The sequence below is a fragment of the Paenibacillus sp. FSL H7-0756 genome, assembly GCF_038006765.1.
Lineage (GTDB): Bacteria > Bacillota > Bacilli > Paenibacillales > Paenibacillaceae > Paenibacillus_AQ.
Genome location: NZ_JBBOVT010000002.1, coordinates 1,264,181 through 1,286,543, shown reverse-complemented (window position 1 = coordinate 1,286,543; position 22,363 = coordinate 1,264,181). Strand labels below are relative to the sequence as shown.

Below are 22,363 nucleotides of genomic sequence, written 5' to 3'. Positions count from 1 at the left end.
AAACAGCGGGTCTCCCTTAGAATGGGTGGTCCGCTGTTTGCTGTATATAGGAATTAGCTGCGATTACGATTCATACTTGCGCAGAACGATTACAGCGTTATGGCCGCCGAAGCCAAAGGAATTGGAGATCCCGATCTTCAGGTCTGCTTGGCGGGCTACGTTAGGGACATAATCCAGGTCGCAGGATTCGCCCTGCTGCTCCAGATTAATCGTGGGCGGGATTAGTCCTTCTTGCAGGCTTTTGAGCAGAGCAATCGCTTCCAGACCGCCGGCTGCGCCAAGGGCATGTCCGGTCATCGATTTGTTAGCCGTGACCGGAATCTGGTAGGCCTGCTCTCCGAATAGCTTCTTAATCGCCAGGGTCTCCGAAAGGTCTCCGACCACCGTGCTGGTTGCGTGTGCGCTAATGACATCTACCTCCCCGGGACTGATGCCAGCCTCGCTAAGTGCCAGCTTCATTGCCTGGTAGGCTCCTATCCCCTCAGGATGAGTAGCCACCATATGATAAGCGTCGGAGCTTGCGCCATATCCGGTGACCTCGCCATAGATAACGGCATCTCTGCGCAGGGCATGGGAGAGGGACTCCAGGATCACAATAGCTCCGCCCTCCGCGATGACAAACCCGTCCCTGTTCCGGTCAAAAGGCCGGCTGGCCCCCTGCGGGTCTCCGTTCCGGGTAGACAAGGCGGTCGCATTGCCGAAGCTGGCCAGGGCAATCTCGGTCACCGCCGCTTCCGCACCTCCGGCGATGATCACATCGGCCCCGCCGTAACGGATCAGGCGGAAGGCTTCGCCAATGGCCGTGTTCCCGATGGAACAGGCGGTCACCGGCGATAGTGTAGGCCCTTGTGCCCCGAGCCTGATGCTGATCATCGCTGCCGCCATATTGGAGATCAGCATCGGGATCAGGGTAGGACTTACCCGCTCCGGTCCCCTGGACCGCAGCAGCTCGCCCTGGTCCATTAACGTCTGGATACCGCCTACGCCGGAGCCCACATAGACGCCCAGCCGTTCCCGGTCCAGCTCCTCCAGCCGGAGACCGGAGTGCGTCCAGGCCTCCTCTGCGGCGGCAAGCGCGAACTGGCTGAACCGGTCCATCCGCCGGGCCTCCTTGCGGCCGAATCTGGCATCCGGGTCGAAGGCCTGCACCGAGCCGGCAATCTTGGTTTTGAAATGGGTGGTATCAAAAGAATCAATCGGCGTAATCCCCGATTCTCCTGCCGCCAAACGGCTCCAAAACTGCTCCACAGTATTGCCAAGCGGGGAGATGACACCCATTCCTGTAATTACGACACGTTCCATCTGCTATTCCTCCTGTTATTCTGATTAAGCTTATTTTTTCATGTTGCTTATCCTATTACAAGTTGTAGTTTATACTAGTATAATTACTACTACACTAACAGGCAGACGAACTGTATGACAGGAGGAAGCATGATGTCCAATCAGAACAGGCTTCAAGCATTATCGGAATTCCTGAAAGCAAGACGCGCGGCCATTACCCCGGCATCAGCGGGGCTCCCGGAGGGCACCCGCAGGCGGACGCCCGGGCTCCGGCGCGAGGAAGTGGCGCAGCTCGCCGGAGTGAGCAATACCTGGTATACCTGGCTGGAGCAGGGGAGGGACATTAAAGTGTCCCCATCCGTTCTGGATTGTATTGCCGCAGCATTGCGGCTGACGAAGGATGAGCGGAGTTACTTGTTCGCTCTGGCGCTGGAGAACGGACCGGGAGTCGCAGACTATACCCAGGAGGAGCCTTCGGTGATTCATCCGTCCCTGCAGAAGATTTTGCAGGAGCTGAAGACCTGTCCGACCATCATCTCGGACCGGCACTGCGGCATTGTCGGCTGGAATGAGGCGGCGGCGCATGTGTTTCTTGATTTCGCCAAGCTGGCTCCACAGCAGCGCAATATGATCTCACTGCTGTTCGAACGCAAGGAGTTCAGGCGGCTGGCGGTGAATTGGGAGCAGTTCGTCCGGGGATACTTATCGATCTTCCGCGCCTATTACGGGCAATATCTGGAGGACCGCTGGTACGATGAATTCATCGCGGAGATGAAGGAGCGGCATCCGGAATTCAATCATTTATGGGAAGAGAGCCGGGTCAGCTCCGCGCCGGATGTTGTACTGGAATTCCGGCATGCCAAAGCCGGCAAAATGCTGTTCCATCTCACCTCCCTCCAGGTGCAAGGTACAGCGGATCTGCGGTGCAGCATCTACACGCCAGCGGGTGAATCGGGTACAGAAGCCAAGCTGAAGCAGCTTATGGAGCTTAAGTGAGGTAGGTGATAGATTTTCCTTATGGTTTCATAAAAAACTATAAATATGCAATATAGATTTTGCAGTTTATACTCCTAATATGATGAATTTCTTCCTGCGGGAGGGACCGGAAAAGGGGTAAAGATATAATGGCTAAAGTTACGGGATTAGAAGGCATAGTTGCCGGAGAGACAGCAATTGGATTAGTAGATGGAGAGAAAGGGTATCTGGTATACCGCGGATATTGGGCCAAAGAGCTTGCGGTGAGCAAGAGCTATGAGGAAGCCGCTTATTTGCTCTGGAACGGACACCTGCCTGATGCAGAGGAGCTGACGCAGCTCAAGGCGCAGATGGCAGCGGAGAGAATAATTCCGGAATATCTCTGCAAGATGCTTGATCTGTATCCGGCTTCTGTACCGCTGATGCTGGTATTACAAAGTGCAGTGGCTGCACTTGGGGATGAGGAGAACGCTACCTGGCCGCCCACACTGAAGCAGGCTGTGCGGCTGACGGCTATGCTTCCGGCGATCATTGCTTACAGGTACCGCAGCCTTCAGGGCTTGCCGCCTCTGAAATCGCTTCCTGAGCTTGGCCATGCCGCGAATTATCTGTATCTGCTCACAGGCAAGCTGCCTGAAGAGGCTCATGTGAAGGCGCTCAGCGCCTATATGATTCTCTGTATGGAGCATGGCATGAATGCCTCGACCTTCGCCGGGCGGGTGGTGCTGTCCACGGAATCGGATCTATGTGCGGCCGTAGCCGGATCGATCGGAGCGATGAAGGGTCCGCTGCACGGCGGCGCGCCGTATGAAGTGATATCGATGCTGGAGGAGATCGGGACGAAGGAACGCGCGGAGCCATGGCTGAGAGGGAAGCTTGAGGCCGGAGAGAAGCTGATGGGCTTCGGGCACCGGATCTACAAGACCAAGGACCCGCGGGCGGAAGCCTTGCAGATTGCGACACTTAAGATGATCGGCAAGGACGATTACTTTGATCTTGCGCTTCATGTGGAGGCTACAGCGGTTGCGCTGCTGGAGGAATACAAGCCGGGCCGCCGCCTGTTCACCAATGTTGAGTTCTATGCTGCGGCTATACTGAAGGCGCTGAAGCTGGCGCCGGAGATCTTCACGCCTACATTCACAGCGGGAAGAATTGTCGGCTGGACGGCCCATCTGCTGGAGCAGTCAGCCCATAACCGGATTTTCCGGCCACAATCTACTTATATCGGACCTATGCCTGAATCAGAGACGCTCTGATAGCAGCTGCTTCTCTATTGACGTGCAAAAGCACCCCCGGCCGTCTACCAGCCGGAGATGCTTAACAAGGGAATGTTAATGAGAGAGTATGAGGGGATACTCTTACATTAGATTAGAAATCAGAGGTTGCCACTTCGATTGTGCCGAAGACTGCACCGGCAGCTGTGCTCAGAAGTCCTGCGACCAGCAGGGCATGAACGGATAAAGTGAGACTGTTAAATGCAGGGATCAAATAAGTGACCACTGGAGCGTTGACGCGGTAAATAACGAGATCCACAGGAAACCCGGAATTGTTGTTTACCGTCACAGCCGCGTTGATGCCACCTGCCAGATTTTCATAGTAAGATTTACCTACAGAAGCGGGCAGATTGAAGAATTGTTGCGGTAATAAGATAGCCATTGTAATGTCCTCCTTTTCCTTGTGATAGGATAGTATATTCGGCAAAACTATGATTGCTGTAACGTATGCCATGGGAGATTCACACATTTCAATAGGATACCTTCAGGTTCATAGAGACCCCGAATCTATGGTACACTGGATGTAATCTAGTGACTGGTAAGGGGAAATGACAACGATGAAGCTGGTGTCCTGGAATGTGAACGGTCTGAGAGCTTGTGTGAATAAAGGGTTTAACGAGTATTTCCGGGAGGTTGACGCAGATATCTTCTGTGTGCAGGAGACGAAGCTCCAGGAGGGGCAGATTGTTCTTGACCATGGGGAGGAATATGCTCAGTACTGGAACTATGCACTCAAAAAAGGATATTCGGGTACGGCTGTATTTACCAGAATCAAGCCGCTATCCGTACGATATGGACTGGAGCAGGAGACGGAGGATGAGGGGCGGATCATCACCCTGGAATTCCCGGACTTTTATCTGGTGAATGTGTACACGCCGAATGCCAAGCGCGATCTGTCGAGGCTGGACTACCGGATGGAGTGGGAGGACCGGTTCCGTGCCTATTTGCTGAAGCTGGATGAGCATAAACCGGTTGTCGTGTGCGGGGATCTGAATGTGGCGCATCAGGAGATTGACCTGAAGAATGCGAGATCGAACCGGGGAAATTCAGGCTTCACCGACGAAGAACGCGGCAAAATGACCACGCTGCTCGCAGCCGGCTTCGTGGATACCTTCAGATGGTTCTATCCTGAGCTGGAGGGTGCCTACAGCTGGTGGTCCTACATGCCTAAGGTCAGAGAGAAGAATGTGGGCTGGCGGATCGATTATTTTCTCGCTTCAGAGCGCTTAACCCCGCGTCTGCTGGACGCCGGAATTGAATGTAATGTTCTTGGCAGCGATCATTGCCCGGTAGTTCTCCATCTGGCGGATGCGGCGGAAGCATAGACAGAGTGTATATCTGTGATACAAGTGGAAACGGCTTTGCCGTCCTTTTTAAAGTACGGTATCGTTTCAGCGAGAAATATAAGGATAAGTTATTGCGTGAAACATATAAATTCTTATATTTTAAAAAGAGGCTGTATCCCGGAGTTCGGGATACGGCCTCTTTCAGTTGTAACGCCGGTTGAGGGCCGGCTTGCCCGGTTATTCTGACGGGCTGCCTGGCTCCAGCACCGGCGGCCGCCGGTGCTTCGTGGCCTGTTCGTAACTATAAGCAATCCCTAGCAGCATAGCTTCACTATGCGCTGAGGCACAGAAGGTGATACCTTGCGGCCCCTTGGTAAGATAGCCGCCTGGTGCAACAATACCCGAGCAGGTGTAGCCGGCAGGAACTGTAATCAGCGGATAACCCGCTCTCGCCGCTACTTCACGTCCGTGATCTCCAGGGAAGAGGAGCGCATCCAGACCGTAATGCTCCAGGGCATAATCGATTCCCTGGCTACCGGCCAGCGAACGGGAAGAATGCAGCTGCTCCAGATATTCCTGCTCTGTAATATCATCCCCGGAGGTGTTCAGCCATTCCAGTGTTCCCTGGCCGTATTTCAGTGCCTGTTCGCTATGCTGCTGATTGAAATCTATCAGTTCCTGCAGGGAATGCACAGGAGCGGATTCCGGCAGGCCTCCCAGATAGCGGTTCAATCCAGGCTTGAATTCATATTGCAGAATCGTAGCGTTCCATTCCGCATCCTGACAGGGGAGCTCTACAGGGTCAATGATTTCTGCCCCCAGCTCTCTTAGAGCCGCTATGGCAGATTCCATCATCTTAAGAGCTTCACTATCCAGATCTTTATAATAGAATCGCGGAATTCCGATTCTAGTGTTTCTTACCGCATCCGGCTCCAGACCTGCCGAATAATCCGGTACAACAGAGGAAGCAGAGTCAGCGCTCCCGGCCAATACATTAAGCAGGAGTGCAGCGTCCTTGACCGTTCTGGTCATCGGACCGGCGCTGTCCTGGCTGCCGATTCCCGGTATTATGCCCTTGTTGCTGACCAGCCCCCAGGTAGGCTTCAGACCTACAAGGGAGTTATGGGCCGCCGGGCTGATGATGGAGCCGGAGGTCTCCGTGCCTATGGCGACGGTGACAAGGTTAGCGGCAACCGCCGCCGCACTTCCTGAGCTGGAGCCGCCAATGAACAGCTCCCCCGGGCCGTAGGGGTTCAGTACAAGCCCGCCGCGTGAGCTGTATCCGGCCCACATCGAGGGCGACATGAAGTTGGCCCACTCGGTCATATTGGCTTTGCCCAGAATCACTGCCCCGGCTGTTCTTAGCCGAGTGATAAGCTCAGCATCTTCTGCTGCTATGCACTCTGCAAGCGCCAAAGCTCCTGCACTGGTGTGCAGCTTATCAGCTGTGCCGATGTTATCTTTGACCAGGACTGGTATACCATGCAGCGGTCCCCGGCTACCCTGATCTCTTCGTTCCTGATCGAGCTTCGCAGCAATCGCAAGCGCCTCTGGATTCACCTCCAATACGGAACGGAGGAGACCATCCAACCGGTTGATCCTTTCCAAGTACCAGCCCACCAGCACTTCGGAGGTTAAGCACCCTTGTGCCATTTGCTCCTGAATGCTAGTGATGTCTGCTTCTATTAACCAATCTTGCTCATCTGGAGCAAAGGAGATACGGATGGAATCGTTATTACTCATAAGAGTGCTATACCTCTATTCATTGATTACTGTATTGCCTAGGGTCTCGCTTGCCGCTACCTCATGCCGCTTCGGCCAGCTGATTACATTGCGGGTTCTGCTAAGCTCCTCGTAGATAAGTGGACGGTCACGCTTGATTAACCGCAGCACCAGATGAATGAAGAAGGCTACATCTACCGCCAGGATGAACAATTTCACCACGGCCGTCAATGCTGTGCCGATGCTCAGGAAGATCGCGGAGTCAGGCGGCAGGGCATTCATCCCCCCGAGGACGCCATAGAGTAATCCATATCGTGCCCATACCCTCCAGGGTCTGGCCGGGCCGCCGTCCTCACTCCTAAGCCGGATACGCACAACCCATTTGCCGAAGGTACGTCCGCCTGTGAACAGAGGAATGCTCAGGAAATACACCATACTAACTGCCCACAACGAAATGCTTAGTGAGAGCAAATTGAGGATTACCGTCACCGTGAGCAGCAGAATCGAATCCAGCAGAAAAGCAACAGCGCGGCGGGTGTAGGTCACTCTTTTGGCAGAAAGGTCCTCTTGGCTGTCAAGCTTCTCAATCCTCGGCAGAAGGCCGGAGATCCATAGGGATATCTTGAAGCCGGCAATGCCGCCCAGCGTATTCGTGATCATGTCATCGACATCGAAGATCCGGTAAGGGTGGTCGAAGAATCCGTAAATGCCGGTAATCTGCGTAATCTCGAACAACAGCGACAGCGCAAAGGACAGGATAATGCATGCCACCCAGCGCGTGCGGAAGTAGTAGCCCAGGAACATACCGAAGGGGACGGTCAGCAGTACATTGAAGGCTGCCAGCAGAAAATCCGCTCCGGTCAGCACATTAAGGTAGCTGGAAGGGTCGCTGCGCGTAATTGGCGTATTGTGCAGAATATCCTGGATGAATTGCAGCGGTACAAGCTGGATCATACTCCCGGACGGGGCTGCATTATGCCTGGAATCAGGCAAGGGAAGCAGAACCAGGAAGAACGCATTAAGCAGGTACAGCAGCAGCAGATACAGCACCATGGCCCGGATTTTATTGATATAGCCGTGCCGGCGGTACTGCACAATCAGGAACGGTAAAGTGAAGAATAGTGCCGCAACCGGAAAAGCCATGAATGCATAGGAAATCGGGAATAGATAAGTCTGAAACATGGGTTCACCTGCTGTCTTGTTTTTGTCACAACGATATCATTATAGAATTAAACATAAACCGTCTCAACAGAATTAATCATTCTAACCGTTCTTTCCTGCATAGACATGTTAGGAGAGGAGCGTGAGCACTGTATGGAAAAGAAGGTTCAACAGTATTACAAGCTCAAGACGAAGCAGAAGGAGCTGGAAAAGGAGCTGGCCGGACTCCGGCAGGAGATTCTTGCCCACGTTAATGAAGCGGGGCAGACGGAAGCGGTGTTCGGCAGCTACAAGGTCAAGCTGGTCACGCAAAACCGCAAGGAATATGATGACGACAAACTCTATCAGACCTTGTCCGACCCCGAGCTGTGGAGACTGCTCTCCCGGGCAGATCCGGCCAAGGTAGCCAGCCTGACGAAGCTGAAGGTGATCGCGGAAGAGAAAATCGCCCATACGTACGATGTGAAGACCATTCAGCTGCTGCAGGTGGATAAGCAGTAGCGGAAGCACTGCCGGAAGCGGAGGAGTTACGACATGCTCAGCTTCCGGTTGTACATAGATGATAGATACGTGCCATCTTCGCGGTCTTCCGCTATAATTATACAGAGACAGTGAAGATATGGAGGAAGAGAAGAAATGAAGGATTTTGAGCAGATGCTGGAGAAATACGCAGAGCTGGTAGTCAAGGTGGGTGTGAATGTGCAGCCGGGACAAGTGCTGATGGTTCACGCCCCGCTGGAGACAGCGGAGCTTACCCGGCTGATTGTAGGCAAGGCTTATGACGCTGGAGCGAAATACGTGCTTGTGGACTGGGACGATGAAGCGGTCACACGCATCCGTTACGAGAAGGCACCTGAGGAATCATTCGGGTATTATCCGCAGTGGCATGCCGATATGCTGGAGGGATTCGCTGAAGAAGGCGGAGCTATATTACATATAAAAGTGCCGGACCCGGAATTATTCCGCGGGATTGATTCGGCCAAGGTGTCCACTGCCGTTAAAGCGGCTGCGGTTGCGCGCAAGAAGTACCAGGCCTACACCCGGAACAGCAGAATCAGCTGGTCGCTGATTAAGGCGCCGACACGTGCCTGGGCGGACAAGGTGTTCGCCGATCTGCCGGAGGAAGAGCGGATCGATGCGATGTGGGAAGCAGTCTTCCAGATGAACCGTGTGAACAGCGAAGACCCGGTGGCTGCCTGGCGTACTCATATCGGCGAGTTGAAGCAGAGCCAGGACCGTATGAACGCCAAGCGCTACAAAAGCCTGCACTACCGTGCCCCTGGAACGGATCTGCGTGTCGAACTGCCGGAAGGCCATCTGTGGCGCGGCGGCGGCGGGGAGAATGGGAGTGGCGTTTATTTTGTAGCGAATATGCCTACAGAAGAGATCTACACGATGCCCCACCGCACCGGTGTGAATGGCACCGTCAAGAGTACGCTTCCGCTGAACCTGAACGGGCGGCTCGTCGACGGAATCACACTTACCTTCACAGACGGCAAGGTTACCGCCTATGACGCTGAATCCGGCCGTGAGCACCTGACCTCCCTGCTGGATACGGATGAAGGAGCCTCCTACCTCGGAGAAGTGGCGCTGGTGCCGTATGATTCGCCGATCTCCCGGCTGAACAGAGTGTTCTACAACACCGGAATTGATGAGAATGCTTCCTGCCATTTCGCGCTGGGCAGCGCCTATCCCGTTAATATTGAAGGGGGCACTTCCATGACCAGCGAGGAATTGCTGTCCAGAGGGGCAAACGTCAGCCTCACGCATGTCGATTTCATGGTAGGCTCCGATGCGCTAGATATTGACGGAGAACTGGCTGACGGCACGATTGAGCCGGTGTTCCGTAAGGGGAATTGGGTACTTTAGGTGTATCCTATCTGGAAGTGAAATAATCTCCAGAACAAAATCATCCTAACCGGATGAATAAGACTACCTTTGCGCGAGCACAACGTATGCTGTTTTTAGCATACAATGAGACTGTGTGCCTGCATGTGAGCAAATGTATGCTGTTTTTCACATACATTGAGGGCGTGGGCCTGCTGGTGAGCACAATGTATACTGTTTTTGACATACATTGAGGGCGTGGGCCTGCTTGCGAGCACAATGTATGTTGTTTTCCACATACATTCAGTCCATATGCCTGCTTGCGAGCCCATGTATACTGTTTTTCACATACAATTAGACGTGTGCCTGCTTGCAAGCACAACGTATGCTGTTTTTGACATACATTTGGTCCAGCACCTTCTCCACAGCAGCAGGAAACTATAGTTTCCTATATAACAAGAAAAGCCGCAACATTCCCGGCAGCGGGGGTTGCGGCTTTTCTGTTGTTCGTGGAAGTTATAAAATAATTACCGCAGACTAAAACTGTTTGCATAACCTCTCCGTCTAATTCATGTAAATGTGATGGAGAGGAGAGGGAGAGATGACGATGTCCGGGGCAGAGATGAAGCGGGTAACTGCCGCTGTGCCGCTTGAGGAGACGGATTTTGTCAAAGCGGTGATGGAGCACAGCGACCAGCTATACCATATTGCTTACAGCTATCTGGGCAACCGCAATGACGCACTGGAAGCGCTCCAGGAGACCACCTGCCGGGCCTGGATGAAACGGCGGACCCTGAAGGACCCCAGCGCGTTCAAAACCTGGCTGATCCGAATATTAATCTATGTCTGCATAGACGAGCAGCGCAGAAGAAAAAGGGCAGTCCCTACAGCGGCAGAGAATATGCAGCAGGGGGTCATGCAGAACAGTACGGATGCCATGGAAATGCAGTGGGCGCTCTCGCAGGTGAAGGTGAAATACCGCCATGTGCTGCTGCTCAAATATTATAATGATCTGACCCTGGCTGAGATCGCAGTCCTGCTGGGCAAGCCGGAGGGGACCGTCAAAACCTGGCAGCACAAGGGCCTGAAGCAGCTTAGGGAAATTATGAAGAACCGGGGTGAATGGAATGAACAATAGCAGAGAAGAACAGGCGATGCTGTCCGATGCGCTACGTATCCGTGAGGAGGTGCGGGTGGACTGCGGGGGCAATGAGGTCAGAGGGGCGGTTCAAGCAGGGATCGAGCGCGGACGCCGGAAAAGCTGGCAGGGCAGACTCACCAAAGGCTCCTTCCTCGGAATAGCCGCAGCCGCTATTGCTGTAGTGATTCTGTTCTTCATCCCAGTCATTCATGATGCGGTACCTCGGGCCGCCGTACCTGCCGGAGAAGTGAATTGGGGCGGGCTGGAAATGTTCAAGCGGCTCTATGAATTTGATTCAGAGGCACCTACACTGGATTCGGCGATCCGGCAAGGATACATTCAGGAGATTAATCAGAGTGCAGCCAGCGGGGATTACCGGATTACCTTGAATGCGGTAACGGCGGATGAGAACAAAATCATCTTTTTGTATACAGCTAATGTTGCGGAAGGACAGGAGATCTATGGTATTAGCAGTGCGAGAATCAAGAATCTGGAAACCGGATACGATCTGGACAGCGGCGGTCAGATTGGTGCTAATGCTGAGACAAACGGTCACGACGATTATCGTATTTTCTATGGCCGGAGTGTCATCTATCTGGACCGCAACAAGCCATTCCCGGAACAGGTGGAAGCCAATTTCCTGATTGCCTCGATGAATGAAGGGAAAATGAAAGATCTGGGGAAGAGCAAGGGTGTAAATTTAACCGATGTGCATAATTCTCCAAGACTCAAGATCAGCTTCAAGCTGGACCCGAAATTCAAACAGCAACAGACAGTCATTGTCCAGCCGGAGGAAGATTTCATACTGGAGGGCGTTCAAGTGACACTGGAGCAGGTTGAGCTCTCCCCCTTGATGACCCGCACTATAGTCAAAATTAAAAATGAGTCTGAGGTTACATGGCAGAACCGGCAAAAGATATTTGGCGCCGCACACGGGGGAAAAATTCAATCGATAACGAAGTACGGAACCACCGAGATAGGGATGTCGTCAGGATCAGGCACTTACGAGGGCTTTGAATGGTACTCTGGCAGCAATCTGCTCGATAAGCCGGAAGCAATGAATATGATTATGAAGACAGGGACCGGCAAGAGTACTAGGGATATTAACTTGCCCATTCTGCCGTGAACACTTGTACACGAAAAAGGCTGACTACTGGTATATCCAGCGGGTCAGCCTTTTTGCGGTGAGGTCAGAGTAGTTCTAACCCCCCCGGTTATTGAACCTGAATGCAAGCTTCTGTCCGTCAAAAGTCTCCCCGGTCCGCTCAGAATATTGGCCCTGCGTGTAGCGGGAGACGGTCTTGCGCCAAAATTTCTGGCCGGTGATATTCTTCGCTGCCGGGTTGGTGAACAGCTCCCATTCGCCGCGAAACTGTTCAAACACCAGCACCGCCGCCTGTTCCGCGATTCCCGTCCCTCTGAAGGGCTGCAGCAGAAAGTAGTCGCTCACGAAATAATCGACGCCCTGCGCACAATATGGAGGGGTAGCAATCCGTGCGAAGCCTGCCGGCATCGAATGAGCTTGAATCAGAAAAGAGTACAGAATGCCCGGCTTGTCCCACCAAATATTCTGCACCTCATACTGATCTGCCAGCGTGCGGTATTCGTCCGTGTCCTCAAAGATGCCATGCCGGTTAGGCAGATGCCCCTCCACAAGTCCGTAATGACCTGAAAGATCATGCAGATAGAGCGGTAACATATTTTTGATAATATAGGCTTCATCCGGCCCGGTTAGCTTGATCGATATATTCATTGCCAGCCTGCTTTCTGTAATTATCTATAACACCTACTCCCACTGTATACCGGAAATCATGCCTGTTCATAGGCAAGTCTCTGTTATAAACTGAACTTTATCTATTCGCATTTCTAAAAAAAGCCGAAACTTCCGATATCGGAAATTCCGGCTTATTCTCTCTGTATATTACTTCGCGGAGACCAGCGCTATATAGCTAACCGGGCCAGTGGACAGCTTGGTTTTGGTTTTGCCGTCATTGCTGTACCGGTATAAACAATCGTTATCCAGACCGTTGATATAATACAAGCCGGGAATATTGTTTGTAATTACAGAGTAATCGGATTCTACTCCGCTCAATTTGATCAAGGATGAATCGGCATTCAGCAAGTAAGCATCGGCTGCGGTAAACAACACGGTGGTAAGCGCCGCCCCGTTCTTAACCGTTCGGATATCTTGAACATTCGACAGCGGCAGCGTCTTGGAGGAGGTGACTTTGCCGTTAGCCAGCGTGCTGATGTAGGCTTTGCCTTTGGAGTCTGCATATACCAGTTTATTCGCAGCAATCTCGCTGATGCTGATCACACTGTTCTGGCTTAGCTGCAGGATCTTCCCGTTCTTATCCATCAGGAAGCCTGCGCCTGTACTGTAGTCGAAATCCTCTCCCTCGGCATCCAGCTTGATTCCCTTGTTGAACAAGAAATAATTATTGGACCAGGTCCCGGAGGAGACATCATTGGATTGAAGCGGATTCTTCGCATTGGCTGCTTTGGCAGCTCCGCCGCTTAGAGGCAGGGTGTAGAGCACCATGGAGTTCAGAGAATACTCGGTTTCAGCAGGTTTGTTGTCAATCATAAGGTTAATACTTGTAGCGTAAGGATGATAGAATTTGCTCTTCTGAATAGCTCCGCTGGCAATCCACTGAATGACCCCGCTCCCGTCGCGGGACCTCGAAGCAACCCAGGTTGTGTTGTTCTTCAGCGCATTATAGTAGATCCGCCCGCCCGAGACGTTGAAGGTCCGGAAATTCACATCGGCGTTATCTGCTATAAGGGTAAGGTGTGTATCATCGTCAGCGTCGGCTAAGGTGCGGTAGATGTGCCCTGTATCATCCAGGAAGTACAGATATGGACCCTCGAACAGGTAAAAGAGGATATTCCGGTCCCCGAGGAAGCTTGTAATTAAAGCATCGGGATCGCTAAGGGACAGCCGCTGAATTCCCATACCGTCATCATAGTAAAAATACAAATATTTGCCGGTCGAGTCTAATCCGTTGCCGTCATAGTTCTCTACGATCGTCTGTGTCTCACTTCCATCTGAGGTCACACGGTATAGAACATCGTCAGAGACATAGTACACATATGATTTCGCAGAAGCAGCCGCTGCTGCTGTGTGTGACTGTCTGCCGCCTCCAACTGTACCGAGTGACGCCAGTATCAGCGCGAGCAGAAGGACACCTGTTTTTCTGGATAGTAAGTATAAAGCCTTCATAGTCATTCTCCCCTTCAGTAAGTGTAGATGTGTTGTACATCAATGCGATAAGCAATAGATCAGAATGGCCTGCTGAAGATAGATCAGGCTTTTCTTGAACCCGAATCCGGCAAAATAAGGCGAAGCAATAACCTCTTCACTGACCTCCTCATTGCGGAAGAAGGGAGGACAGGGGTTCAGCAGCGCCCCGGGTCTTGTCTGCTTCATCCGGTCCAGTGTAATCTGGTAGGCATGGATATACTCCGGAGTCAAGAAATCCTTGGGCAATGAATCGGTAAGAATCACATCACTCTCCGGTAACACGCTATCCAGACTCGTATGAAAAGTATAGCCGGGGTGATTGCCGCTGGCCATCTCATGACCTGGCGTGCATACATGATGGAACGAGAGATTCAGGGCTTGCGCCGCCTCCAGCCAAGTTCTTGATATATTGCCGGGCGGTCCAACGAAGGTGTAGGTCAGCTCCCGGTAGTTGTCCCGGAGACTGCGCAGAGCATACAGGTCAGCCAGAATTTCGCAAGGGTGATTATGAGCAGTCATCGCATTAATAACGGGAACAGAGGCGTAGGCGGACAGTTCCTTCAGTTTGCAGAGGTCAGGTGTTCTGACAATAATGCCATCCCCCCAGTTCTCCAGGTAGCGGACGATATCGCCCGGCGCTTCTTTCTTGTCGAGCGTCTCCGGCGGAAAGGGAATGCAGGCCCCGCCCAGGTCGCGGATGCCTTTCTCGAAGCTGACCCTTGTCCGCAGACTGGTCTCCGGGAAGAAGAGAATCATCGTTTTACCTTCGAGCAGTGGTTCTGATTTTCGGAGACGCAGCCGGTCGGTTAATTCAAAGATATCCAGAATCTGCTCTGCAGTAAACTGGTTGATATTCAAAAAATGCATCGGTGTATCCCCCGGTAGATGAGAAATCAGCAATAAATGCCGGTTGAATAAATATACAATAATCAGGAATAGTATACAACCCATTTTATGTTAAAATATTTAGGGGGTTTCATTAATACTTAACCCTGATATTGTCATCCGGAACATTCTACCGGCAGTTGAATCAGAGGGGATGCAGCCATTCAACCAGCAATTGATAGGATTGCGTATGCTGAAATGCTATGCTGTTTCTGGCAGTGCGCACTGTACATATTATAATCTCGGAGGGATATCATGCTCGACTTACGCAGAATTGGGGCTTATATATCGCGGCTTCGCAAAGACCAGGACTGGACCCAGCTGGAGCTTGCCGATCAACTAAATGTAAGTCATCAGGCCGTATCGAAATGGGAGCGGGGCGACTCGCTGCCGGATATTGGAACACTTCCGCAGGTTGCGGGGTTATTCGGCTTAACCGTTGACGACATTTTGAATGCAGGAGACCACGCAGAGCATCGGGAACACCCGCATCTGGGACGGATCGTAGAGGAGATTGCAGAGAACAGGCCGGGCCAGGTTACAGAGATGGTTAATGCCGGTAGGCTGGAGATGGAAGAGCTTGTAGAGGTAGCGCCTTTTGTAAAAGCAAGTGCCCTTAATAAGGTCACAGAGGGTATAGACAGCAGCGTCCTTAGTTTAAATGTAATTATGCGTCTAGCCCCGTTTCTGGGAAGAGATACATTGGATGAACTGGTTCGTCAGGCTGAAAAGAAAGAAATGGCATGGGATGTTATTGCCGGACTTGCGCCGTTCGTCAGCAGCAGAACCTTAAGCCTACTTGTTGATCAAGCAGCAGACGGTTCTAGAGAGGTGAACAATCTTGTGGGCATCGCCCCGTTTCTGGAACGGGAACAGCTGGACCGGTTGGTGCAACAAGCCAGTGGGGACAGCCCCAGCTGGCATTCCATTCAAGGACTGGCTCCCTTTATTAGCAGGGGGACGTTAGGCCTTCTGGTTGACCGCGTGGCAGACGGTACAGTCGATGGAAATCGGCTCCCAGGACTCGCTCCTTTTCTGGATAGGGGGAAGCTTGAGAAGTTGCTTGGTGAAGTCGAAGCGGAACAGCTTAGCCCGGATCTGCTAGCAAGCCTCGCCCCGTTCATCGATCAAGGGACGTTGAGCAGAATGGTGGCAGGCTTGTTGAATACAGGGAAGTAGACAGCAAAAAGAAAATAGACAGACAAAAACAGAGCACCGGCGTATCCGCGTCATGCTCTGTTTTGCGTTAAATATGGGTAGCGTTGCTGCTACAGCCCGAGCGTATTTCCTTTTTCCAGCCGCTGAATCTGCTGTTCGCCGTTATCTGCCAGCTCCCGGAACTGGATAATCGTCTCACGCATCTTGGGGAGCGCTTCCTGCTTGTAGGTACTTATCGAATCCAGGGCAGAGAGGACGTCGGTGAAGGCCTGCTTCAGCGTATCGACCGAAATACTGGTTTCGAGCGATTGCTTGTGAATGGCTGCACCCTGCTCCTTAAGCATTCTGGAGGTGCCACTGATCAGATTATCGGTGGTCTGGTTCAGCAACTCGATTTTTTGGAGAACGATCTTCTGGTTGTATAAGGCGCTGGCTACCGTAACCGAAATTTTAAGCGCAGATACCGTAACATTCCTGGCTCTGTCCACTCCACGGATCAGTTCCTTGTTGTTGCGGATGACAACCTCGATGGCCATAATTCCCTGTTGATTGACCACGAGCATCTGCTGCAGATCCATCACCCGCTGGCGCAGCGGGAACAGCACCTCCTCCGTAATGAACCGCACCTTATCCTCATCTTCACTGCGCTGCTTAGCAGCTTCAATCTGCTTCTCAATCTCCTCGTCCATCAGGATGCCGAGCTGAATCTCCTTCTTAAGGCGCTTGGTCAGCTCCCGCAGGGTCTGCTGTTCAATCTCCAGTGTCGTGTTGTCATTCTTCAGCACGGCTTTGCCTTTATCCAGGGATAGAATAATATCTGAGATGACAGCGTCGGCCTTTTGATATTTGGCGAAATAATTACGCAAGGGATGGAAAAACTTGCCGAGAAACCCGCTTTTGGCGAAATCGACCGCGCTGGGATCTAGATCCTTAAGCTGCTGATGCAACTCGGTTAATCCCTTGGCGACCTGGCCGCCTTCATCCCCGGTCTTGGACAGATTGCCCACCGATACCTGAAGCAGGGAGTTCTTCTCCGACGAGGAGCGCATGGTGCCCATCCCGAAGCTGTCAATGGACTGCAGCACGGCCTTGCGTTTCTCCAGAGACTCGAAGTCCAACTCCAAAATACTGGAGACATTATTAATCGCCTGCTCCTTAAGCTGGGTGACTTCCTCCGGCTCCGGCTGGACCTGCTCCTCGATGACTGATTTCAGCTTCTCGGGGCTGGGAATTTCCATGGTGAATGACATATGAACCCTCCTTCAGAATATAAAGTCTACATTTGCACGTTGAGCAGATTACCGATTTTGTATACTACATCCTCTGTGTCAGCATTGATATTGGCCGCCTCGTTGATGCTGGAGATGCTCTCCAGAGCCTTGATATTGGCGTTATATCCAATGGTGTATACCGGAATCTTGTACGTCTCGATCAGGCCCCGGATATCATCCAGGGAATGGCCTTCGTTCGTCTCCCCGTCGCTAAGCACGAAGATCAGGGGCTTCATATCCGGGTTCACCGCCAGCTCATCCTTCAGCATCTTCATCGCAACCACCAACCCGTCGAAGGTAGCCGTTCCGCCCACAGGCTGAAGGCTGTTAATCGCTCCTACGAACATGGATTGCTGATTGGTGTCATATTTGCCGATGGGCAAATTAATAGTAACATCACTGGAATAAGAGACGAAGCCGATGCTGTTGTCCTTGCCGAGGAATTTCTGGCCCTTCAGCAGGGACTCCTTGAGCCGGTTCAGCGGCTCGCCGGCCATGCTGCCTGAGACATCGGCTACGAACACTGCCGCAATCGGTTTGCTGCCGTTCTTTTTCTCCTTCCAGAGCTTCTGGGCTGAGGAGAGAATGGAGCCGTCAACCGGTGCCAGCTCGGAGACATAGTCGCTCAGGCCGTTGAAGCCCTTGTCGGCAGCTGTCTTCTGGTACTTCTCCTGCTGGACGAATTCGCCGAATTTCTTAATGATCGCCAGCTTCTCCGGCGGCAGCTGCCCTAGTGCATACAGCGGGCTGTCATGTCTTACCCCGAACGGGGTGAATACATAGCCGCTGGTCAGGTCCTTCGCATTGACAAAGGTCTGATACTCAAGCACGAAGGCATCCAGCATGCCGGATTTGGCCGCTTCCCGCATTTGCAGGGTGGTGGAGGCGATGAAGGGCACGTTGGCCTGGAACTTCTCGAAGCCTTGAACCGCCTTGTCTCCCAGCAGATCCGTACTGTCGAAGGTGCTCAGAGCGGTGACCAGGAAATTCAGCCCCGTTGAGCTGGCAAAAGGATCGGTGTACCCCATCGCCAGCTCATTAGCCGCAATGGCATCGGTAATGGTCTTCACGTTGATCGAACCGTATTTGTCGACCAGCTGATCGTATTTCTGCTTGCTCATTACTACTCCGGCTACGTTGCCGGTCAGACGCTTCGTAACCAGCTCGGCCTGCACTCCGCCGGCCTTAACCATCTCGCCCCATAGCTCATTAGAGGGAGTGAAGGCATCAGGCACATATTTGCCGGACCGGATATAATCAGCGGCTGTGCCGGAAGCGATGTTGCGGATTTTGACGGAGGCCGGTTTGCCGTCTATTGTAATACCGGCAGCGTTGAAGTCTGTTGCGACTTCATTCAGCCAGCCGTCATTGCCTGTTCCGGACTTCTCCGTGGAGGAGAAAATCTCGACGTAGCTATCGGTTGTGCTCTCTACGGAGATGGGGAACTTGGAGATATCGGGCAACGAATCGCCGATGGACGCCGGATCAAGATCAATCTGCCCTTTTACAGGCTCAGCACTGGTCACGTTGATATCCTTATAGATGCGGTTCAGTCTTTTGTCGGCGTCTTCGGCAGAGATTTCTGTCTTGGATTTGCCCAGATTGGACGTTAAGGTAATTCCGAAATAGACAAGTGCGAAGACGGATGCGGCGATAATGCCGAGTATGAACAGTGTTTTGCCTTTCCTCATAGGTTCATCTCCCTTTCCTTACTGATAGAGTTTCGTCTGCCCGATCAAGGCGGTTAATTCCTGCATACATGGCATGTCTTCCACATTGGTATAATCTGTGCTGCCCAGCTCGGTGATCTCCAGCAGCAGCTGATCCAGCTTCAGCAGAATTTCCTCGTTGGCCCCGAGGCAGCCTTTGACATAGGAGAGATATTCGTTGTATAACGCGGTTTTCTTCTGAATCAGGGAGCTGGAAAACCGGGTAGACGCGTTATCTGCACTAAATCTGGCGAACTCTGAGGCATCGAATACGCTGAGCTTGCCCAGCAGCCCCCGGATATTCAGATAAAAGAGCTTCTCGACCTCCATAATGACGGAATGAAACTTGCGGAAGCTGAGCTCAGCCGGATCGAACCTGCGGCCCAGCACCTGGAGCAGTGCGGTCTTCTTCTTCTCAATCCGCTCCATCTGGTCCAGGGCGAGGGCGATATCATCCTTCAGCACCTTCACATTCCGGTGACGGCCGAGGCCGGCAATGTAATCCTCCCGCGTCTCTAATTGCACGCTAACGGGCTTGGCAGCCGGGGGGTTGAAGAGCAAGGTGTAACTGCCATATAGGACGACCAGCAGACTGATGATTAACAGGGTTACTGCCGATGCCGTTTCCAGCGGACTTCCGCCGATCTCGACACCGAGCAGGCCGGGAGAGAGAACGATGACATTTAAGATTACAACTCCGGCAATCATGCCGAGGAGCTTAACGGGCCCGGATCTGTTCAGGATCTACACCTCCTCCATAGTAGTATATTTGGGGATAGCAGCTTGAATCACATGAAAAGAGTTAGAATGAAGGCTATTACAGACTGCTACGTATCGAAACTTGTCAATGTTTCAAATTTTTACGATTGCGCCGGATTGAGGACGGGGCTTGACCATATGTAGGCTCCTTTCAAATGATCTGCTGAATTGAGTTATATTTTATCATAATTTGGGAGAGTAGGGTCTGTGTTTGTTATTGTTCATTGGCTGGAGAATTAATTGAAAAGAGGTCTATGTACCCTGAATTTCAAATTTAAAAGAATTAAGGCTTGACGTCAGCTCACTTGGCGTGTAACATATGAACAGTCGTCATTCAGGCGTAACCAGGCAATAATTTCATAACTCTATATTGTTCTCGTATAACCTCGCAGCCATTCCGATGTCACAGGGCGAGGGTTTCTACAGGAAGCCTATTCTTCCTAACTACGATGATAAGGACCGTGAACCAAGCGGTCCCTGTCCCGGAGTTAGGATTTTTTGCGTCTGGCGGTCCTTGACCTTGACGCAACATGATTCAGATTAGAAGATTCAGGAGGCATAACCGACATGAAGGATATGAAATATTTAATCTCCGTACTTGTAGGCGCTATGAGCTACGGCATTTTATCAACGATTGTTGTATTGGCCTACGGGCAGGGTTATAAACTGGGAGAGGTGGTCGGCACTCAGCTCTTAACCGGCTGTATTCTTGCCTGGCTGCTGGCGTTATATACCAAGCTTAGAGCGAACCGCAAACAGCGCAGCACAGTTAACGTTGCGGTGTCCGCTAAGGCGGCCCCCGCCCGGCTGACCTGGAAGCATAGAGTGCTCTTGATGATGGCCGGTGCGCCAACCGTGGTTACGGGGCTGCTGTATTACCAGTCCCTCCGGTACATTCCCGCTTCGCTGGCGATTATCCTGCTGTTCCAGTTCACCTGGATCAGTGTGCTGATTCAGGCGGTAAGCAAACGTCAACGCCCTGACAAAATCACGGTGCTGACGCTGATCCTGCTGTTCGGCGGAACCCTGCTTGCCGCAGGTATTCTGAATCAGGGAGCTGCCGAGTTTAACCTGCTGGGGCTGATGCTCGGTTTGTTATCTGCAGTAAGCTATTCGATGTTCATTATCTTCAGCGGCAAAGCCGTTCCATCGGCTCATCCGGCCTACCGGAGTGCCTGGATGGTAACAGGCGGCCTGGTGCTGTTGTGTATCCTGTTCCCGCCGACCTTCCTGTTTAACGGTATGTTATGGGGACCGCTGCTGCTGTTCGGCTTCCTGCTCGGCTTGTTCGGCGCCTTTATCCCGCCGCTGCTGTTCGCCATCGGGGTTCCGCATATCGGCGGCGGTATGGCCGGTATTCTGGGTGCCGTCGAGCTGCCCGTTGCGGTCTTAATGTCCTCGTTCGTATTGCAGGAGCATGTAAGTCTTCTGCAATGGGCCGGAGTGGTGCTGGTGCTGCTGGGTGTGGTATTGCCGGAGCTGTATAAGCTGCGGTGGGGAAATGGAAATGCCCAGGCCGTGAGTTCGTCATCGGTCTGAGTTCAGGCGGATAGAAGAGGAGTGTTCCCTTTGAATAGGGGGCACTCTTTTAATTTGCAGATTCAGATAATTGTAAGCGCAAACATTTTTGTTGCCAAAAGTGAAATTCAGTGCTATTCTGAATTTGGGATTGTTACTGCAAAGGCAAAACCCAAAACATGGTCACGTGTTTTGGGTTTTGCCTTTCTTTATGTTAAGGGCCCTGCGGGACGCCGTAAGGAACCCTTGACCCGTCTAACATCCCGTAAGCAGTGCCAAATGAAATTCGGGGTAAAGGAGGGCAGCTTGGTTGATTATCGAGAAGATTTTCAATAACAATGCCATTATTGCCAAGGATTCAGGTAAGGATGAATTGGTTGTTATGGGACGCGGCATCGGCTTCAAGAAGAGCCCGGGTGATCCGGTGGATGTCTCTCTGATCGAGAAGACATTTGTGCTGAAGCGAAATGACGCGTCCGAGAAATTCAAGGCCCTAATGGCGGACGCCCCCGCCGAATATGTGGCCTTAAGCTATGACATTATCGAGTATGCCAAGCAGACGCTGAAGGCCCGGCTGAGCGATTATATCTATGTGACCTTGACGGATCATTTGACTCATGCGCTAAGGCTTCATGAGCAGGGCATCCGCAATGACAATCCGCTTCTCTGGGAGATTCAGCGCTGTTATCCGAGGGAGTACGCGATCGGGCATCATGCCATGGGGATGATAGAGCAGTATACCCGTATCCGCCTGCCGGAGGATGAAGCAGGCAACATTGCACTCCACCTGATTAATGCGCAAATGAACAGCTCGGGCAATAAGATCGCAGATCTTACCAGGCAGACCCAGCAGATTGATGACATCCTCAATATTGTTAAGTATTCCTATAACAACGAAATAGATGAGCACACTGTCAGCTACGAACGGTTCATCACCCATCTGCGGTATTTCTTCCAGCGTTCGCGGGGGCAGGAGTCTGAGGAGTCCGTGGACGATTTTCTGCTCAAGCAGGTGAAGATGAAATACAGGAAGGCCCATCAATGTGTGCTCAAAATTGAGAAGTATCTGGACCTGAAGCTCCTGGATGAAGAAATCCTGTATCTAACGATTCATATTCAGCGGGTAACGCAAAGACAAACTGAATAAAACCC

General features: G+C 52.2%; 20 protein-coding genes. 10 read left to right on the top strand and 10 right to left on the bottom strand.

Going from position 1 to position 22,363, the window contains the following annotated elements:
- Window positions 1–63 precede the first annotated feature (63 nt).
- Window positions 64–1,302, bottom strand: a complete 1,239-nt coding sequence (gene fabF / locus NST04_RS22220; protein ID WP_341186190.1) for a beta-ketoacyl-ACP synthase II — start codon at window positions 1,300–1,302, stop codon at window positions 64–66.
- Window positions 1,303–1,434: 132 nt separating this feature from the next.
- On the opposite strand from fabF, the gene NST04_RS22215 reads away from it, so the two are divergent.
- The gene (locus tag NST04_RS22215) at window positions 1,435–2,277 is read left to right on the top strand and encodes a helix-turn-helix transcriptional regulator (RefSeq protein WP_341186189.1); all 843 of its coding nucleotides are present in this window, start codon (window positions 1,435–1,437) and stop codon (window positions 2,275–2,277) included.
- Between the two features lie 128 nt (window positions 2,278–2,405).
- Window positions 2,406–3,512, top strand: a complete 1,107-nt coding sequence (locus NST04_RS22210; RefSeq protein ID WP_341186188.1) for a citrate synthase/methylcitrate synthase — start codon at window positions 2,406–2,408, stop codon at window positions 3,510–3,512.
- Window positions 3,513–3,624: 112 nt separating this feature from the next.
- On the opposite strand, the gene NST04_RS22205 is transcribed toward NST04_RS22210, so the two are convergent.
- Window positions 3,625–3,912, bottom strand: coding sequence for a hypothetical protein (locus NST04_RS22205; protein WP_036694360.1), 288 nt, complete (start codon window positions 3,910–3,912; stop codon window positions 3,625–3,627).
- 175 nt (window positions 3,913–4,087) lie between these two features.
- On the opposite strand from NST04_RS22205, the gene NST04_RS22200 reads away from it, so the two are divergent.
- Window positions 4,088–4,855 carry an exodeoxyribonuclease III gene (locus NST04_RS22200; RefSeq protein ID WP_341186187.1) on the top strand — a complete coding sequence of 256 codons (768 nt, stop codon included), beginning with the start codon at window positions 4,088–4,090 and terminating at the stop codon, window positions 4,853–4,855.
- Window positions 4,856–5,053: 198 nt separating this feature from the next.
- Here NST04_RS22200 and NST04_RS22195 read toward each other — a convergent pair whose 3' ends face one another.
- The gene (locus tag NST04_RS22195; RefSeq protein ID WP_341186186.1) at window positions 5,054–6,559 is read right to left on the bottom strand and encodes an amidase family protein; all 1,506 of its coding nucleotides are present in this window, start codon (window positions 6,557–6,559) and stop codon (window positions 5,054–5,056) included.
- Between the two features lie 15 nt (window positions 6,560–6,574).
- Window positions 6,575–7,720 carry a VanZ family protein gene (locus tag NST04_RS22190; protein WP_341186185.1) on the bottom strand — a complete coding sequence of 382 codons (1,146 nt, stop codon included), beginning with the start codon at window positions 7,718–7,720 and terminating at the stop codon, window positions 6,575–6,577.
- A gap of 132 nt (window positions 7,721–7,852) precedes the next feature.
- Between NST04_RS22190 and NST04_RS22185 the strand changes: the two genes are divergently transcribed.
- The 4 genes from NST04_RS22185 (at window position 7,853) to NST04_RS22170 (ending at window position 11,793) form a co-directional block, all read left to right on the top strand.
- Window positions 7,853–8,200, top strand: coding sequence for a hypothetical protein (locus NST04_RS22185; RefSeq protein ID WP_341186184.1), 348 nt, complete (start codon window positions 7,853–7,855; stop codon window positions 8,198–8,200).
- Window positions 8,201–8,335: 135 nt separating this feature from the next.
- On the top strand, window positions 8,336–9,568 hold the full coding sequence (locus NST04_RS22180; RefSeq protein ID WP_341186183.1) for an aminopeptidase: 1,233 nt from the start codon (window positions 8,336–8,338) through the stop codon (window positions 9,566–9,568).
- 559 nt (window positions 9,569–10,127) lie between these two features.
- Entirely contained in the window at window positions 10,128–10,664 is a 537-nt protein-coding gene (locus tag NST04_RS22175) for a sigma-70 family RNA polymerase sigma factor (RefSeq protein ID WP_341186182.1), read from the top strand.
- On the top strand, window positions 10,654–11,793 hold the full coding sequence (locus NST04_RS22170) for a DUF4179 domain-containing protein (RefSeq protein ID WP_341186181.1): 1,140 nt from the start codon (window positions 10,654–10,656) through the stop codon (window positions 11,791–11,793). Before NST04_RS22175 ends, NST04_RS22170 begins: the two co-directional genes overlap by 11 nt.
- A 75-nt stretch (window positions 11,794–11,868) precedes the next feature.
- Here the strand turns inward: NST04_RS22170 and NST04_RS22165 are convergent, their stop codons facing one another.
- From NST04_RS22165 to NST04_RS22155, 3 genes are all read right to left on the bottom strand, one after another.
- Window positions 11,869–12,420, bottom strand: coding sequence for a hypothetical protein (locus NST04_RS22165; RefSeq protein WP_341186180.1), 552 nt, complete (start codon window positions 12,418–12,420; stop codon window positions 11,869–11,871).
- A gap of 168 nt (window positions 12,421–12,588) precedes the next feature.
- A complete protein-coding gene (locus NST04_RS22160; protein ID WP_341186179.1) occupies window positions 12,589–13,890 on the bottom strand; it encodes a DUF5050 domain-containing protein in 1,302 nt (433 codons plus the stop codon).
- Between the two features lie 39 nt (window positions 13,891–13,929).
- Window positions 13,930–14,778: an ornithine carbamoyltransferase gene (locus NST04_RS22155; protein ID WP_341186178.1), complete on the bottom strand. Its 849-nt coding sequence runs from the start codon at window positions 14,776–14,778 to the stop codon at window positions 13,930–13,932.
- Between the two features lie 273 nt (window positions 14,779–15,051).
- Between NST04_RS22155 and NST04_RS22150 the strand changes: the two genes are divergently transcribed.
- The gene (locus tag NST04_RS22150) at window positions 15,052–15,975 is read left to right on the top strand and encodes a helix-turn-helix domain-containing protein (protein WP_341186177.1); all 924 of its coding nucleotides are present in this window, start codon (window positions 15,052–15,054) and stop codon (window positions 15,973–15,975) included.
- A gap of 89 nt (window positions 15,976–16,064) precedes the next feature.
- On the opposite strand, the gene NST04_RS22145 is transcribed toward NST04_RS22150, so the two are convergent.
- The 3 genes from NST04_RS22145 to NST04_RS22135 are packed head-to-tail and all read right to left on the bottom strand — an operon-like array spanning window position 16,065 to window position 19,642.
- Window positions 16,065–17,204, bottom strand: coding sequence for a toxic anion resistance protein (locus NST04_RS22145; RefSeq protein ID WP_341186176.1), 1,140 nt, complete (start codon window positions 17,202–17,204; stop codon window positions 16,065–16,067).
- A gap of 26 nt (window positions 17,205–17,230) precedes the next feature.
- Window positions 17,231–18,916, bottom strand: a complete 1,686-nt coding sequence (locus NST04_RS22140; protein WP_341186175.1) for a vWA domain-containing protein — start codon at window positions 18,914–18,916, stop codon at window positions 17,231–17,233.
- 18 nt (window positions 18,917–18,934) lie between these two features.
- Window positions 18,935–19,642 carry a hypothetical protein gene (locus NST04_RS22135; RefSeq protein WP_341021397.1) on the bottom strand — a complete coding sequence of 236 codons (708 nt, stop codon included), beginning with the start codon at window positions 19,640–19,642 and terminating at the stop codon, window positions 18,935–18,937.
- A gap of 627 nt (window positions 19,643–20,269) precedes the next feature.
- Here NST04_RS22135 and NST04_RS22130 point away from each other — a divergent pair.
- Window positions 20,270–21,232 (top strand): DMT family transporter, encoded by a 963-nt coding sequence (locus NST04_RS22130; RefSeq protein ID WP_341186821.1) that lies wholly within the window; start codon window positions 20,270–20,272, stop codon window positions 21,230–21,232.
- A 289-nt stretch (window positions 21,233–21,521) separates the two neighbouring features.
- Entirely contained in the window at window positions 21,522–22,358 is an 837-nt protein-coding gene (gene licT / locus NST04_RS22125) for a BglG family transcription antiterminator LicT (RefSeq protein WP_341186174.1), read from the top strand.
- Window positions 22,359–22,363 lie beyond the last annotated feature (5 nt).